Annotated in this window: 14 protein-coding genes; 9 read left to right on the top strand and 5 right to left on the bottom strand. The window is 61.9% G+C overall.

The window, feature by feature from the left end:
- Positions 1-143 precede the first annotated feature (143 nt).
- Positions 144-1,079, top strand: coding sequence for a Ppx/GppA family phosphatase (locus tag DKY63_RS07365; RefSeq protein WP_110963500.1), 936 nt, complete (start codon positions 144-146; stop codon positions 1,077-1,079).
- Between the two features lie 136 nt (positions 1,080-1,215).
- Here the strand turns inward: DKY63_RS07365 and DKY63_RS07360 are convergent, their stop codons facing one another.
- Complete coding sequence (locus tag DKY63_RS07360; protein ID WP_110963499.1) at positions 1,216-2,070, bottom strand: LysR substrate-binding domain-containing protein; 855 nt, start codon at positions 2,068-2,070, stop codon at positions 1,216-1,218.
- 135 nt (positions 2,071-2,205) lie between these two features.
- On the opposite strand from DKY63_RS07360, the gene DKY63_RS07355 reads away from it, so the two are divergent.
- The 7 genes from DKY63_RS07355 (at position 2,206) to DKY63_RS07325 (ending at position 10,294) form a co-directional block, all read left to right on the top strand.
- Positions 2,206-3,258, top strand: a complete 1,053-nt coding sequence (locus tag DKY63_RS07355) for an agmatine deiminase family protein (protein WP_110963498.1) — start codon at positions 2,206-2,208, stop codon at positions 3,256-3,258.
- Positions 3,259-3,262: 4 nt separating this feature from the next.
- The gene (gene aguB / locus DKY63_RS07350) at positions 3,263-4,171 is read left to right on the top strand and encodes an N-carbamoylputrescine amidase (RefSeq protein ID WP_110963497.1); all 909 of its coding nucleotides are present in this window, start codon (positions 3,263-3,265) and stop codon (positions 4,169-4,171) included.
- 1 nt (position 4,172) lies between these two features.
- Positions 4,173-5,276, top strand: a complete 1,104-nt coding sequence (locus tag DKY63_RS07345) for an extracellular solute-binding protein (protein WP_110963496.1) — start codon at positions 4,173-4,175, stop codon at positions 5,274-5,276.
- A 153-nt stretch (positions 5,277-5,429) separates the two neighbouring features.
- Positions 5,430-6,551: an agmatine deiminase family protein gene (locus DKY63_RS07340; RefSeq protein ID WP_110963495.1), complete on the top strand. Its 1,122-nt coding sequence runs from the start codon at positions 5,430-5,432 to the stop codon at positions 6,549-6,551.
- 59 nt (positions 6,552-6,610) lie between these two features.
- A complete protein-coding gene (locus tag DKY63_RS07335) occupies positions 6,611-6,991 on the top strand; it encodes a RidA family protein (protein ID WP_110963494.1) in 381 nt (126 codons plus the stop codon).
- A gap of 212 nt (positions 6,992-7,203) precedes the next feature.
- Positions 7,204-9,201, top strand: a complete 1,998-nt coding sequence (locus tag DKY63_RS07330; RefSeq protein ID WP_110963493.1) for a peptidase U32 family protein — start codon at positions 7,204-7,206, stop codon at positions 9,199-9,201.
- A gap of 220 nt (positions 9,202-9,421) precedes the next feature.
- Positions 9,422-10,294: a mechanosensitive ion channel family protein gene (locus DKY63_RS07325; protein WP_110963492.1), complete on the top strand. Its 873-nt coding sequence runs from the start codon at positions 9,422-9,424 to the stop codon at positions 10,292-10,294.
- Positions 10,295-10,502: 208 nt separating this feature from the next.
- Here the strand turns inward: DKY63_RS07325 and DKY63_RS07320 are convergent, their stop codons facing one another.
- Positions 10,503-11,081, bottom strand: a complete 579-nt coding sequence (locus tag DKY63_RS07320) for a hypothetical protein (RefSeq protein ID WP_239499384.1) — start codon at positions 11,079-11,081, stop codon at positions 10,503-10,505.
- A 246-nt stretch (positions 11,082-11,327) separates the two neighbouring features.
- Here DKY63_RS07320 and DKY63_RS07315 point away from each other — a divergent pair, with 246 nt between their 5' ends.
- Positions 11,328-11,738, top strand: a complete 411-nt coding sequence (locus DKY63_RS07315) for a DUF1801 domain-containing protein (protein ID WP_110963490.1) — start codon at positions 11,328-11,330, stop codon at positions 11,736-11,738.
- A 128-nt stretch (positions 11,739-11,866) separates the two neighbouring features.
- On the opposite strand, the gene msrA is transcribed toward DKY63_RS07315, so the two are convergent.
- Genes msrA through DKY63_RS07300 form a run of 3 tightly spaced genes read right to left on the bottom strand, consistent with a single transcriptional unit; the run spans position 11,867 to position 13,518 of the window.
- Positions 11,867-12,373, bottom strand: a complete 507-nt coding sequence (gene msrA, locus DKY63_RS07310) for a peptide-methionine (S)-S-oxide reductase MsrA (RefSeq protein ID WP_110963489.1) — start codon at positions 12,371-12,373, stop codon at positions 11,867-11,869.
- A gap of 51 nt (positions 12,374-12,424) precedes the next feature.
- Positions 12,425-12,913, bottom strand: coding sequence for a copper chaperone PCu(A)C (locus DKY63_RS07305; protein ID WP_110963488.1), 489 nt, complete (start codon positions 12,911-12,913; stop codon positions 12,425-12,427).
- The gene (locus DKY63_RS07300) at positions 12,913-13,518 is read right to left on the bottom strand and encodes an SCO family protein (RefSeq protein WP_110963487.1); all 606 of its coding nucleotides are present in this window, start codon (positions 13,516-13,518) and stop codon (positions 12,913-12,915) included. The genes DKY63_RS07305 and DKY63_RS07300 overlap by 1 nt, the downstream gene beginning before the upstream one ends.
- Between the last annotated feature and the right edge of the window lie 432 nt (positions 13,519-13,950).

Below are 13,950 nucleotides of genomic sequence, written 5' to 3'. Positions count from 1 at the left end.
GTGGTGACGAACAGGTGATGGCAGATTTAATTGCGCTGTCATCGGGATGTCACCGAACCCATGGCAGGATCGGCGCAAACCGCTTCAGCGTGCGGTGCAATGCCGCTCGCGGGCCGATAAGAAAACTGCCAGGAATCCCAACCATGAAAGGTGACGCCTCCCTTTTTGCCGCCATTGACCTGGGCTCCAACGCGTTTCGCCTGATGATCGGCCAGCCTGTCAGGCGCAATCAGGCGTTCATGATTCAGGAGGTGAAAACCTTGCGCGAGCCGGTGCGGCTGGCGGAAGGGTTTCAGGGCGGGGCGCTGGACGAACTGGCGCTGGATCGCGGCTGGCAGGCGCTGGCGCGATTCGGCAAGAAACTGCGCGGTTTCGAGGCCGGGCGGGTGCGGGCGGTGGCCACCAGCGCGGTGCGCGAGGCCGATAATGCCGAGCTTTTCCTGGCCAGTGCCGAGCGTCACCTGGGGTTTCGGATCGACGTCATCTCCGGACAGGAAGAAGCCCGACTGGTGTATGCCGGCGTCGCTCACACGATCCCCTGCGCCGAGAGCATGCGGCTGGTGGTGGATATCGGCGGGGGGTCGACCGAGTTGATTCTGGGGCGCGGCACCGAGCCTTTGGTCACCCAGAGCATTGCCATCGGCAGCGGCACCTTCGGTGCGCGCTACTTCGCCGGAGGGCGCATCACTGCCGAAGCACTGCTCGAGGCCGAGCGCGTGGCTACCCTGGCGTTCGATAAGGTGGCCCGGCGTTATCGAGCCAAGGGCTGGCAGCAGACCATCGGCTCATCCGGCACCGCACGCATGCTGGCCAGGATCCTCAATGCCAACGGCCTGAACGACTTCGGCCAGAGCGGCATCACCTACAGTGGCCTGCTGCGTTTGTCCGTACGCCTGCTGGAAGTCGGGCACGTCAAAAAGCTGCGACTGGCGGGCCTGCAAGCCCATCGCATGAGCATCCTGCCGGGCGGCCTGGTGCTGATGCTCGCGGCGTTCAAGGTCTTCGGCATTTCGCACATGACACCGTCCGAGCCTGGCTTGCGCTTCGGGGTCCTGCACGGCCTGATGTCCCGGCACTGATTACTCGGGTTGTTCGGGCGAACGCAATCAACTGTAGGAGCGAGCATGCTCGCGATGGAGGCACCGGCACCGCGGGGTGTCAGGCAGCCAGCGTTATCGTTAACGACCATCGCGAGCAGGCTCGCTCCTACAGGGTTTATTGCGCATCCAGGTTCTCCACCAGCCACTCACTGAACGCCAGCGCACTGTTTTCACTGTCGCGATGGGTCAACAGCGCCCAGTTCGGACCGCGAATGGTCTGTTCCACCAGCGGCTGTAACAGGCCGGTGGCCCGCGCCTGCCGGCTCAGCACCTGGCTGACCAGGGCAATACCCAGCCCCGCGCACGCGGCATCCAGCAACAGGCCCGGATCGGAGAAGTTCAGACCCTGATCCTGTTGGCCGACATCGACCCCGGCCTCCACCGCCCAATGACTCCAATCCATTTCCCGTTCGCCGTGCAGCGTGGTGCGTGCCTCGACAGGTTGCGCCAAAACGCCGGGGTGGCACGCCGGGTAGAGGCGGTCGGCATACAGCACCTTGAAGCTGCACTCGGCCTGGGAGCTGATGTCATCGCGCACGGCGATGTCGATGGTCTGGGTGGCCATGTCCGGCACCTCATCGGTGCTGTAGATCCACAGGTCGATCTGCGGGTGCCGGTTGCGAAAATCCCCCAGGCGCGGCAATAGCCAGTGGCGGGCGAACGCCGGCGTGGTGTTGAGCACCAGTTGATTGGGTTTCTGATATTGCCCGAGTCGGCGGATGCCCACGGCCAGTTGCTGCAGCATCGCCTGGGTGGTGCTGAGCAGATCGTGGCCGGCATCGGTCAGGCTGACGCTGCGCCCGCTGCGAAAAAACAGCGGCTGTTCAAGGTACGCCTCGAGGCTGCGAATCTGCTGGCTGATGGCCGACTGGGTCAGGTGCAACTCCTCGGCAGCCTTGTGAAAACTGCCCAGCCGGGCAGCCGCTTCAAAGCCGCGCAGGGTGCTGAGCGGCGGCCAGTGCTTGAGCATACTGATAAGTTCCTCTAATCACTTTTCTGCAAAATCCATCGTTTGTTTGCCATTTTTACGCGCCGTAGCATGTATGCCAAGACCGCCAAGGCAGTTTTCATTGAACACAATGGCTTAACTAAAGGGCTTTTTATCATGCAGCAGAACGAGATGGGAAACAGTGGTTGGATGATGCCGGCGGAGTGGGTTCGCCACGCCGCGACCTGGATGGTCTGGCCGCACAACCAGGCGCTCTGGGAGTCGGGTTGGCGCGTGACCCTGGCGCAGGTGCAGGAAGATTTCGCCGGCGTGGCCAACGCGATTGCCCGTTTCGAACCGGTGAAGATGGTCGTCGACCCCTCGGCAGTAGACAGCGCCAAGGCCCTGTGCGGCGCCAACATCGAACTGATCGAGCTGCCGGTGAACGACAGCTGGTGCCGTGACTCCGGCCCAAGCTTCGTCTGCCATCCGCAACAAGGCCTGGCCGGTGTGAGCTGGCGCTTCAACGCCTGGGGCGGCAAGTCGGCCCATGATCTGGATGAAGGTCTGGCGCGTCGCGCACTCAATCATCTGGGCCTGCCGTGCTTTGGCACGCACCTGAGCAATGAAGGCGGTGCCATCCACGTCGACGGCGAAGGCACGCTGATCACCACCGAGTCGGTCCTGCTCAACCCCAACCGCAACCCGGGCATAAGCAAAGCCGAGATGGAAGACATCTTCGCCCGTCTGTTGGGCGTGAAGAAAACCATCTGGCTGCCGGGCGACCCCGACTACGTCACCGGCGACATGACCGATGGCCATGTCGATGGCGTGTGCGCCTTCGCCCGTCCCGGCGTGTTGCTGGTGGACGCCACCCACGACCAGCAATCGGTGTATGCCGAAGTGGCGCGGGAGAACCGTCGCGCCCTGGAACTGGCCACCGATGCCAAGGGCCGCAAGTTCGAGCTGATCGAGCTGTATGAAGCCAGCGAAGCCGTGGACACTGAAGCTGAAGTGTTTTGCGCCTCGTACACCAACTTCTACATCGCCAACGACGCGATCATCATGCCGGCCTACGGCATTGCCGCCGATGACGTGGCGGCAAAGACCCTTGCCCAGGCATTCCCCGGACGCGAAGTGGTACCGGTGCGCATCAATAATCTGGCCCATGGCGGCGGCGGGGTGCATTGCATCACCCAGCAACAGCCGGCCTGGCCGGTGGAGGGTTGAGGCCATGACCCTGTTGACCATCGCCACCACCCAGATGCCCTGCACCTGGGACCTGAACCACAACCTCGATCAAGCCGAACAGCTGGTGCGTGAAGCGGCGGCCAAGGGCGCACAGGTCATCCTCTTGCAGGAGCTGTTCGCCACGCCGTACTTCTGCATCGAGCAAAGCCATCAGCACCTGGCCCTTGCGCAGACCTTCGGCGACAGTCCGGTTCTCAAGCGCTTCGCCGCGCTGGCCAGGGAGTTGGGTGTGGTGTTGCCCCTGAGCTGGTTCGAGAAGGCCGGCAACGCTTACTTCAATTCCTTGACCGTGGCCGATGCCGACGGGCGTTTGCTGGGGGTGTATCGCAAGACCCATATCCCCAACGCCATCGGCTATCAGGAGAAGGAATACTTCAGCCCCGGCGACACCGGTTTCCGGGTCTGGGACACGGCCTTCGGGCGCATCGGCGTGGGCATCTGCTGGGATCAGTGGTTCCCCGAAACCGCCCGTTGCCTGGCCTTGATGGGCGCCGAAGTGCTGCTGTTTCCTACCGCCATCGGCTCGGAACCTGGCTGCGCCACGCTGGATTCGCGTGATCACTGGCAAATGACCATGCGCGGTCATGCGGCGGCGAACATCCTGCCGGTGGTGGCGTCCAACCGCGTCGGCCGGGAGGTGGCGACCCTTGATCCAAACTTGCAGATGAGCTTCTACGGTTCGTCCTTCATCAGTAACCACAAGGGCAAATTGCTCGCCGAGGCCGACCGCGACAGCACCGGCGTGCTGGTGCACAGCCTCGATCTGGCCGCCATGCGCGAAGAGCGCCTGAGCTGGGGCATCTACCGCGACCGTCGCCCGGAAATGTACGGGGCCATGTTGAGCCTGGACGGGCGCCACCTTCATGCACGCTGGAATGGCCAGGGGGTCTGATATGCGTACCTTCAATCGACTGTTGCCCGCCGTCCTCGGGCTGGCCATCGGTGCGGTGGTGCCGGCACTGCATGCCGAGGAGAAAACCCTGCGGCTGTACAACTGGGCCGATTATTTTGCCGAAGACACCTTGAGCCGCTTCACCGCTGAAACCGGGATCAAGGTGATCTACGACGTCATGGACGGCAGCGAGACGCTGGAAGCCAAGATGCTCGCCGGTGGCAGCGGCTACGACCTGATCTTCCCCGGCGACACCGTGGCCGAACGCTTGATGCGTGCCGGCAGCTTGTTGCCGCTGGACCGCTCGAAACTCACCGAACTGTCTGATATCGAACCGGGACTGCAAAAATTGCGCGGGCAGTACGAGCATTCCACCGGGGCCACGGTGCCTTACACCTGGGGCACCATCGGCGTGACCTATAACGACGAGCAGATCAAGCAGCGCATGCCCGATGCGCCGGTCAACAGCCTGGACATGCTGTTCAAGCCGGAGCTGGCGTCGAAATTCGCCGATTGCGGCATCTCGATGATCGACTCGCCGGACGAAGTGCTGGCGGTGGTGCTCAACTACCTCGGTCGCGAGCCCCGCAGTGCCAAGCCCGAAGACCTGAAGGCGGCGGGTGAACTGCTGGCCAAGATGCGCCCGTACGTTCGCAAGTTCCAGTCGCAACCGGTGACCGACCTGGTGAATGGCAACCTGTGCCTGTCCCTGGGCTACAGCGGCGACATGACCCAGGCGCAACGCACGTCGGATTCGGCGGGCAAGAAGACCCGGTTCCAGTACCGCATTCCCCGCGAAGGCACCACGATATGGATGGACACCATGGCGATTCCGGTCGATGCCAAGCATCCGGAGTACGCCTATGCATTCATCAACTTCGTCATGCGCCCGGAGAACATGGCGGCCATCAGCAACTTCACCGGCTACCCGACCTCCAATGCCAAGGCGCGGCCGAGCGTCGACGCGACCATGCGCGACAACCCGGACATCTATATTGATGAAGCCACCTACGCGCGCTTGATCCCCGGCAAGGACATCCCCCAGGCGGACATGCGTGCGCGCATGCGAACCTGGACCAAGTTCAAGACCGCCACCGGCCAGTGATGCTGCATTGCCCACTGTAGGAGCGAGCCTGCTCGCGATGGCGGTCTATCAGCGGCATGGGTGTCGTCTGAAAGAATGCCTTCGCGAGCAGGCTCGCTCCTACAGGTTCAGTGTTGTTGGCCGGGTCGTAATTAATTTTTCAGGAACATCTACATGTCAACGCGTCGCGAATTCATCAAACAGGTATCGGTTACCGCCGGCGTGGCCGTCGCCTGCATGGGGCTTGGCCTGAAACCGTCGTCCGTGCTGGCCGCCAGCGAAGGCCGTTGGTACATGCCCGACGAAGGCGACAAACACCAACAAGCCTTCATCGCCTTCGGTGCCCAGGACGCCATCTGGGAAGACTTCACCGGCGACGTGCAGGCGGCCCTCGGCCGGATTGCGCGGACCATCGCCGCCTACGAACCACTGACCGTGTTCTGCCGCCAGAGCGAGCGGGATCTGGCCGAAGAGCATTGCGGCACGACCAATGTCACCTACGTCATCACCGAGCTCGACGACATCTGGATGCGCGATATCGGCGCCAATTTCGTCGTCGATGGCAAGGGTGGGCTGGGCGCCTTGGATTTCAACTTCAACGGCTGGGGCAACAAGCAGCGCCACGGCAAGGATGCGCAGGTGGCGAAGCTGGTGGCCCGTCGCGAAGAGGCGAGTTATCAGCGCAGCGAACTGGTGGGCGAGGGCGGCGGGATCGAAGTGGATGGCCACGGCACCGGGATCATGACCGAAAGCAGTTGGATCAACGCCAACCGCAACCCCGAGTGGAGCAAGGCCGAAGTCGAAGAGGAACTCAAATTCCGCCTGGGCTTGCGCAAAATCATCTGGTTGCCGGGCATCAAAGGCAAGGACATCACCGACGCCCATGTCGATTTCTATGCGCGTTTCGTCAAGCCGGGCGTGGTGATCGCCAACCTCGACACCGACCCCGAGTCCTACGACAACAAGGTCACCCGCGCGCATCTGGAAATCCTGAAGAACGCCACCGATGCCGATGGCCGCAAGCTGCAGGTGCACACGGTGTCGCCGCCGTTGAAACCGCGCAAGAGCAAGTTCAATCGCGACAATCCGGACTTTGCCGCCGGCTACATCAACTACTTCGTGATCAACGGGGCGATCATCGCGCCGGAGTTCGGCGACAAGGCGGCCGATCGCAAGGCCTTCGACCTGCTCTCAAGGCTGTATCCGGAGCGTGAAGTGGTGCAGCTGAACATCGATGCCATCTCGGCCGGTGGCGGCGGTATCCACTGTGTGACCAGTCATCAGCCACGGGTTTAGAGATGTAGCGGGGGCGTCTGGTAAACTGCGCCCCTTTACCCCTCAAACAAGAGCGCACCATGGCCAACCAAGACATCGTCTTCACCCCCGATCCCGACGAGGACTCCATTTCCTCCGACGTTGCCGCCTTCAACGGCATCCTGATGTCCACCCAGATCCCGACCCGCGCCGATGGCACCCTGGAACTGGGCGACATCACCGTGCAGAGCGAATGCACCCTGCAGGCGCTCAAGGTCGCACTGGAGCGCGCCGGCAGCTCCATGGACCGCGTCATGCATCTGACCATCTACCTCACCGACATGGCCGACCGTGCGGCGTTCAACGAAGTCTACAAGCGCTACTTCGCCAAGCCATGGCCGGTGCGTGCCGCCGTGGGTGTGGCAGCGCTGGCGGTGGAAGGCATGAAAGTGGAAGTCGTCGCGATGGCGGCCAAGGCCTGATTCCGGCACTGCTCCCCCTGTAGGAGCGAGCCTGCTCGCGATAGCGGTCTGACAGTCAAAAAAGTATCAACTGACTCACCGCCATCGCGAGCAGGCTCGCTCCTACAGGGATTTGGGTGATCCTGCTGCCACCCGGCAGCACACAGATGCCCCTCAGGCCATTCACCGGTACAATGCGCCCCTCGACCGTGACCGCCTGACTAAAAAAACATATGTCCTTGCCCAAGCATCACCTGGAATTGCTCAGCCCTGCCCGCGATGTTGCCATCGCCCGCGAGGCCATCCTGCATGGCGCCGACGCCGTGTACCTCGGCGGCCCGAGCTTCGGCGCGCGCCACAACGCCTGCAATGAGGTGAGCGATATCGCCGCCCTGGTGGAGTTCGCCCACCGCTACCACGCGCGGGTCTTCACCACCATCAACACCATCCTGCACGACAACGAATTGGAGCCGGCGCGCAAGCTGATCCACGAGCTGTACGACGCCGGCGTCGATGCGCTGATCGTCCAGGACCTGGGCGTGATGGAACTGGACATCCCGCCGATCGAATTGCATGCCAGTACCCAGACCGACATTCGCACCCTGGCCCGGGCGAAATTCCTCGACCAGGCCGGCTTTTCGCAACTGGTGCTGGCCCGCGAGCTGAACCTGCAGGAAATCCGCGCCATCGCTGACGAGACCGAGGCGGCGATCGAGTTCTTCATCCACGGCGCGCTGTGCGTGGCGTTCTCCGGCCAGTGCAACATTTCCCATGCGCAGACCGGGCGCAGCGCCAACCGTGGCGACTGTTCCCAGGCCTGCCGCCTGCCGTACACCCTTAAGGATGAAAAGGGCGGCGTAATCGCCTACGAAAAGCACCTGCTGTCGATGAAGGACAACAACCAGAGCGCCAACATTCGCGCCCTGGTCGAAGCCGGCGTGCGCTCGTTCAAGATCGAAGGGCGCTACAAGGACATGGGCTATGTGAAGAACATCACCGCCTACTACCGCCAGCGCCTGGACGATGTGCTCGAAGACCGCCCGGACCTGGCCCGCGCTTCCAGCGGCCGCACCGCGCACTTCTTCGTGCCCGATCCGGACAAGACCTTCCACCGTGGCAGCACTGACTACTTTGTCAGCGAGCGCAAGATCGACATCGGCGCCTTCGACTCGCCGACCTTCACCGGCCTGCCGGTGGGCGTGGTGGAAAAAGTCGGCAAGCGCGATTTGATCGTGGTCACCGAGGAGCCGTTGTCCAACGGTGATGGCCTCAACGTGCTGGTCAAGCGCGAAGTCGTCGGCTGGCGCACCAACATTGCCGAGCCCAAGGGTGAATTCGAGGAAGATGGCGAGAAGCGCTATCGCTATCGCGTCGAACCCAACGAAATGCCGGAAGGGCTGTACAAGCTGCGGCCCAACCATCCCCTGAACCGCAACCTCGATCACAACTGGCAGCAGGCCTTGCAGAAGACCTCCGCCGAACGTCGCATTGGCGTGGCCTGGGTCGCGCGCCTGGACGAGCAGCGTCTGCAATTGACCGCCACCAGCGAGGAGGGCGTCAGCGCCAGCCTGTCCCTGGACGGTCCGTTCGGTGTGGCCAACAAGCCGGAGCAGGCGCTTGAGCAATTGCGCGATCTGCTTTGCCAACTGGGTACCACCGAGTACCACGCCACCGACGTGAAGCTGGACGCGCCGCAGGCGTTCTTCATTCCCAACTCGCAGCTCAAGGCGCTGCGCCGGGAAGTGATCGAGGCACTGACCTTGGCGCGCATCAAGGCGCATCCGCGCGGAGGCCGCAAGGCCGAGACCAATCCGCCGCCGGTGTACCCGGAATCGCACCTGTCGTTCCTGGCCAACGTCTACAACCAGAAGGCCCGGGATTTCTATCACCGTCACGGGGTCAAGCTGATCGACGCGGCGTATGAGGCCCACGAAGAAGCAGGTGAAGTGCCGGTGATGATCACCAAGCACTGCCTGCGCTTCTCGTTCAACCTGTGTCCGAAACAGGCCAAGGGCGTGACCGGCGTGCGCACCAAGGTCGCGCCGATGCAGCTGATTCACGGCGACGAAGTGCTGACCCTGAAGTTCGACTGCAAGCCTTGCGAAATGCACATCATCGGCAAGATGAAAGGCCACATCCTCAACATGCCGCAACCGGGCAGCGTGCAGCCCGTGGTCGGTTACATCAGCCCCGAAGACCTGCTCAAAACCATCCCCCGCGCCCCGCACTAAGGGCGCGCCTCCTTGTAGGAGCAAAGCTTGCTCGCGATGGCGTCAGTTTGTTTACTGATGTGGCGGCTGATGCACCGCCATCGCGAGCAAGCTTTGCTCCTACAGGTCATTTGTCGAACCCGCCATTTGTTTGCAGCCCTGATCCCGGAGCAATCCCACTGGCGACCCGCCAAGGCTGTGCTAGCGTCTTGAGGTCAATCCTCATTTGCGAGCTTCTGCCATGGACGAGACAATCGTTAACGTAACCACCGAGAAGTTCAACGCACTGATTGCAGTCGTGCAGGCCTACGGTGTCGCTTTTGCGGTCAAGGTGCTGGCCGCCATTGCCTTCTGGATCGTCGGCCGCTGGCTGATCGGATTTGCCGTCGGCATGGTGCAAAAAGCCCTGGGCAAGCAGAAAGTCGACCCCACCGTGCTGCGCTATGTCGGTTCGGCCATCACCGTCACCCTGAACATCATCCTGGTCATCGCCATCCTCGGTTACCTCGGGATGCAGACCACCACCTTTGCGGCACTGCTCGCTGCGGTCGGCCTGGCAATCGGCATGGCCTGGTCGGGGCTGCTGGCCAACCTCGCGGCCGGCGCCTTCATTATTGTGCTGCGTCCGTTCAAGGTCGGCGATTTCATCAGCGCCGGCGGCGTGACCGGGACCGTGATGGAGATCGGCCTGTTCGCCACTTCGATCAACACCCCGGACAACGTGCTGACCTTGGTGGGCAACAACAAGATCTTCAGCGACAACATCCAGAACTTCACCCACAACCCGTTTCGCCGGGTCGAGCTCAAGGCCCAGCTGTCCGGTGCCGCTGACTGGAAAGCGGCGGCCGCCTTGCTCAAGGAAAAGATCGCCGCCGTTCCCAACGTGCTGGAAACCCCGGCAATCGACGTGGAAATTCTCGAGTTCAATCTGGTCGGCCCGGTGCTGGCGGTGCGTCCGTACTGCCATAACGAGCACTACTGGCAGGTCTACTTCGACACCAACCGCGTCATCAAGGATGCCCTCGGCGAAGCCGGCTTCCCGGCGCCAATGCCGGCGCAGACCGTGATCTTCCAGCAAGGCGCCGCGCTGCCAGGGCCACTGGTAAAAGAGTGACTGTCCCTCAGGGGCTGCGTGGTCAATCGCCCGCAGCCCTGAACGCACGTTTGAATCCGCCGCTGTACCTGTGGGAGCGAGCTTGCTCGCGATGGGCTCAAGAACGCTGCGTTCAACCAGTCAGTACGCGTTATCGTTAACGACCATCGCGAGCATGCTCGCTCCTACAGGGGGGCGAGGATGGCCGGTTCGCTACCGGGCGCGATGCTCAAAACGCGCCGTAGCCGAAATAGATGAAGGTCACGGCCGCCGAGATCGCAAAACAGACCAGGGCCTTGGAGGCCGAGCGATGGGCGCGGGCGGAGCCGGTCGAACGCTGCAGGTGGGTGCCGGAATACACGGTGCGGGCAAAGTAGCCGTCCATGGTGGCCCTGTAGGTGAAGCGCAAACCCAGAATCAGAAACAGCACGATCAGGCTGATGGCGATGGTACGGGTGATCACCGGATCGACTGTGGGCTTGGGCAGTTCTTCCACGCAAGCGGGGCTGTCGTCTTCGGCGATGCTGATACGCCCGTCATCCAGCGAGACCAGCATCGGGCCCTGGCCGCCGGGTTGATTGAGGTCCCGCGCCTGGTATTTCCAGAGCGTTGCCGAGCCTTCGCGGCAATAGGTGAACCCGCTGGGATTGGAGGCGACGATGATGCAGGCGTCGTTGATCCCGTGTTTTTTCAGGGTTTCGGTGGCCGACCTTGTGAAGTCCAGCTCCAGCACGGGAATGCTCCCGTTGGCCAATGCGCCGGCGGACACCAGCAAGCTCCCCATCAGGACAAAGATTCTGATGTTCAAGGTTATATCCTTGTTTTTATTAATTTTTTGGCTGATCCGGTGAGTGCTGCGCTTCGTCCATTAATCAAGTCTAGTTTGCAATTGTTTATTTGATGAGCAATTTGTGTGAGACCAATCACGGATTTTTCAGGCGCGTTACCGGGCGACCGGCGACATGGCAGACCACGCGTTGCTGTGCCTTACTCGTGGATTACACCCCTTTGCCGACTCAAGTCATCGGCTCCCCTGAAGAAGACGACAACCATCATGCACAAGGACAACACGGGCTCGACACCCGCGCAGGGCATGGACTCTGCCTCCGATTTTATCGACGCGAAAATCCACGAACTGAACGATTGGCGCGGCCAGACGCTGGCCCGGATGAGGGCGCTGGTCAGACAGGCCGATCCCGAGGTGATCGAGGAAGTGAAGTGGCGGGGCGTGCCGGTGTGGTCCCACGACGGAATCATCTGCACAGGGGAGACCTACAAGCAGGTGGTGAAGATGACCTTCGCCAAGGGGGCGGCACTGGAGGATCCTGCAGGGCTGTTCAACTCAAGTCTTGAAGGCAACACCCGGCGCGCCATCGATTTGCATGAGGGCGAGGTGATCGATGAAGCCGCGTTCAAGGCGCTGATTCGCGCCGCCGTGACACTCAACACCTCCAAGCGCAAATAACCCGCTTTCCCTGTAGGAGCGAGCCTGCTCGCGATGGTCGCCAACGATAACGCTGGAGGCCTGACACCCCGCAGCGTTCTCGCGTTCATCGCGAGCAGGCTCGCTCCTACAGAAAAGCAGGCCGGTGTTCATCCGCGCTTGGGCAACGCCCAGTTCGGCCGGATGAAGTGGCAGGTGTAGCCGTTCGGATAGTGTTCCAGATAATCCTGATGCTCGGGCTCCGCTTCCCAGAACGGCCCGGCCGGCTCGATCTCGGTCACCACCTTGCCGGGCCAGAGCCCGGAGGCGTCGACGTCTGCGACCGTGTCCAGGGCAGTGCGCTTCTGTTCTTCGCTCAGGTAATAGATCGCCGAACGATAGCTCGTCCCCAGGTCATTGCCCTGGCGATTTTTGGTGCTCGGGTCGTGGATCTGGAAGAAGAACTCGAGGATTTGGCGATAGCTGATCTGCGCCGGATCAAAGACGATCTCGATCGCTTCGGCGTGGGTGCCATGGTGGCGGTAGGTCGCATTGGGCACATCGCCGCCGGAGTAGCCGACCCGCGTGGCCAGCACGCCGGGGTAGCGTCGCAACAGATCCTGCATGCCCCAGAAGCAACCGCCGGCGAGGATGGCGGTTTCGGTGTTCGTCGTCATGTACGCACCTCCCATCAATGAACGGCCTCGTTGATCGAGACCGTCAGACCCTTACTGCATCTTGCTGTGGTCCATGCTGCTGTGATCCATCGTGTTGAGCGCACGGGCATCGGCTTCAACCTTGATCGTCTCTTTCTCGCCCTTGGCATTTTCCACGGTCAACGTCAGCGGCACCTTGCTGCCATCGGCCACCTGAGCAGTCAGGTCCATCAGCATGATGTGGTAGCCATTGGGATCCAGGCTCACCGGCTTGCCGGCGGGCAAGTCGACCGACTCGACCTGACCCATGCGCATCACATCGTCTTTCATGCTCATCTGGTGGATTTGCACCAGCTTGGCCACCGGCGATTCAACCTTGATCAACTTGCTGTCGGAGTCGGCCTTCAGGGTCATGAACGCGCCGGACGAATGCTGCCCGGCCACGGTGGCACGGACCCAGGCGTCACTGACCTGAGTCTGAGCGGACGCTTGCCAGGCCAGACCCATCAGGGCAACGCCCAGGGCGAGTTGTTTGATACGTGCAGCGCAAAACGAAGTCATCAGCAGACCTCCATGACAGTGAGCAGATCCTCTGCGCACTCTTGAGCGGTAAGGGACGCGGACAGGCCAAGGCGCAGATTGCCCCGGGAGTCGAACACGTAACTGGTGGCGGTGTGGGACAGGGTATAGGTATCGCCGCTGGGGACCTTCTCGAAGAATACGCCGAACTCCTTGGCCACGGCGGCGGTTTCTTCCAGCGTGCCGTACAGCGCCTCGAAGCTCGGGTCGAAGGCCTTGACGTATTTGTCGAGCAATTCCGGGGTATCGCGCTCGGGGTCCAGGGTGATGAAGACCACCTGCAGGCGTTCGCCATCGCGGCCCATCAGTTTCTTCGCCTGGGCCGCGCGGGCCAGCGTCGTCGGGCAGACCGCCGGGCATTGGGTGAAACCGAAGAAGATCATCGGCATCAGGCCCCGGTAGCTGCCGAGCATCCGGGTTTCGCCCTGGGAATCGGTGAGTTTGAAGGAACGGCCCATGATCTTGTCGCTCAGATCCTTGCCGTACTTGAACGACAGCTTGCTGCTGTCGTCGCAGCCAGCCAGCAGGCCGAGGCTCAGCAGGCTCATGCCCTGCAGCACCGAACGGCGGGAATACAACGTACTCATGGAAATAAAGCTTCCTGTGTAGCGACAGAAAAAACACAGTGCCTGACCGACCAGGCGAGAAAAAGCGCAGGGATGTTAACAAACTGTTGCCCGATCACGCTTAATCGATCGCCCGAAGGTCGTGCGCCAAATGGTCGCGGGGGGCTTTTGTGGGAGCGAGCCTGCTCGCGATGAACCTGAGAACGCCGCGGGGTGTCAGGCATCCAGCGTTATCGTTGACGACCATCGCGAGCAGGCTCGCTCCTACAGAAAAGCGCACTTTTATAAAGCGCAGGGACAGACAGCGTGCACCAGCGCGTAGCGATTTGCCGATCCACCTGACCGTCATTGATCCCCGGTCAATCCGCTGAAACCCGCCTGAATCGCCGCCTCCACAGCCCTGAACCATCGTCTGGCACAAACCCTGCAAAGATCCCCCAAAGCCCCCTCGGT

The organism is Pseudomonas putida, from assembly GCF_003228315.1.
GTDB classification, from domain to species: domain Bacteria; phylum Pseudomonadota; class Gammaproteobacteria; order Pseudomonadales; family Pseudomonadaceae; genus Aquipseudomonas; species Aquipseudomonas putida_S.
This window is presented reverse-complemented; position numbering and strand designations above follow the sequence as displayed.

Excerpts from the sequence above, each read along its gene's own strand:
- DKY63_RS07365 (WP_110963500.1), top strand. The coding sequence starts at position 144 with ATGAAAGGTGACGCCTCCCTTTTTGCCGCCATTGACCTGGGCTCCAAC.
- DKY63_RS07325 (WP_110963492.1), top strand. The coding sequence starts at position 9,422 with ATGGACGAGACAATCGTTAACGTAACCACCGAGAAGTTCAACGCACTG.
- DKY63_RS07335 (WP_110963494.1), top strand. The coding sequence starts at position 6,611 with ATGGCCAACCAAGACATCGTCTTCACCCCCGATCCCGACGAGGACTCC.
- DKY63_RS07360 (WP_110963499.1), bottom strand. The coding sequence starts at position 2,070 with ATGCTCAAGCACTGGCCGCCGCTCAGCACCCTGCGCGGCTTTGAAGCG.
- DKY63_RS07305 (WP_110963488.1), bottom strand. The coding sequence starts at position 12,913 with ATGACTTCGTTTTGCGCTGCACGTATCAAACAACTCGCCCTGGGCGTT.
- DKY63_RS07300 (WP_110963487.1), bottom strand. The coding sequence starts at position 13,518 with ATGAGTACGTTGTATTCCCGCCGTTCGGTGCTGCAGGGCATGAGCCTG.
- DKY63_RS07330 (WP_110963493.1), top strand. The coding sequence starts at position 7,204 with ATGTCCTTGCCCAAGCATCACCTGGAATTGCTCAGCCCTGCCCGCGAT.
- msrA (WP_110963489.1), bottom strand. The coding sequence starts at position 12,373 with ATGACGACGAACACCGAAACCGCCATCCTCGCCGGCGGTTGCTTCTGG.
- DKY63_RS07355 (WP_110963498.1), top strand. The coding sequence starts at position 2,206 with ATGCAGCAGAACGAGATGGGAAACAGTGGTTGGATGATGCCGGCGGAG.
- DKY63_RS07340 (WP_110963495.1), top strand. The coding sequence starts at position 5,430 with ATGTCAACGCGTCGCGAATTCATCAAACAGGTATCGGTTACCGCCGGC.
- DKY63_RS07315 (WP_110963490.1), top strand. The coding sequence starts at position 11,328 with ATGCACAAGGACAACACGGGCTCGACACCCGCGCAGGGCATGGACTCT.
- DKY63_RS07345 (WP_110963496.1), top strand. The coding sequence starts at position 4,173 with ATGCGTACCTTCAATCGACTGTTGCCCGCCGTCCTCGGGCTGGCCATC.
- aguB (WP_110963497.1), top strand. The coding sequence starts at position 3,263 with ATGACCCTGTTGACCATCGCCACCACCCAGATGCCCTGCACCTGGGAC.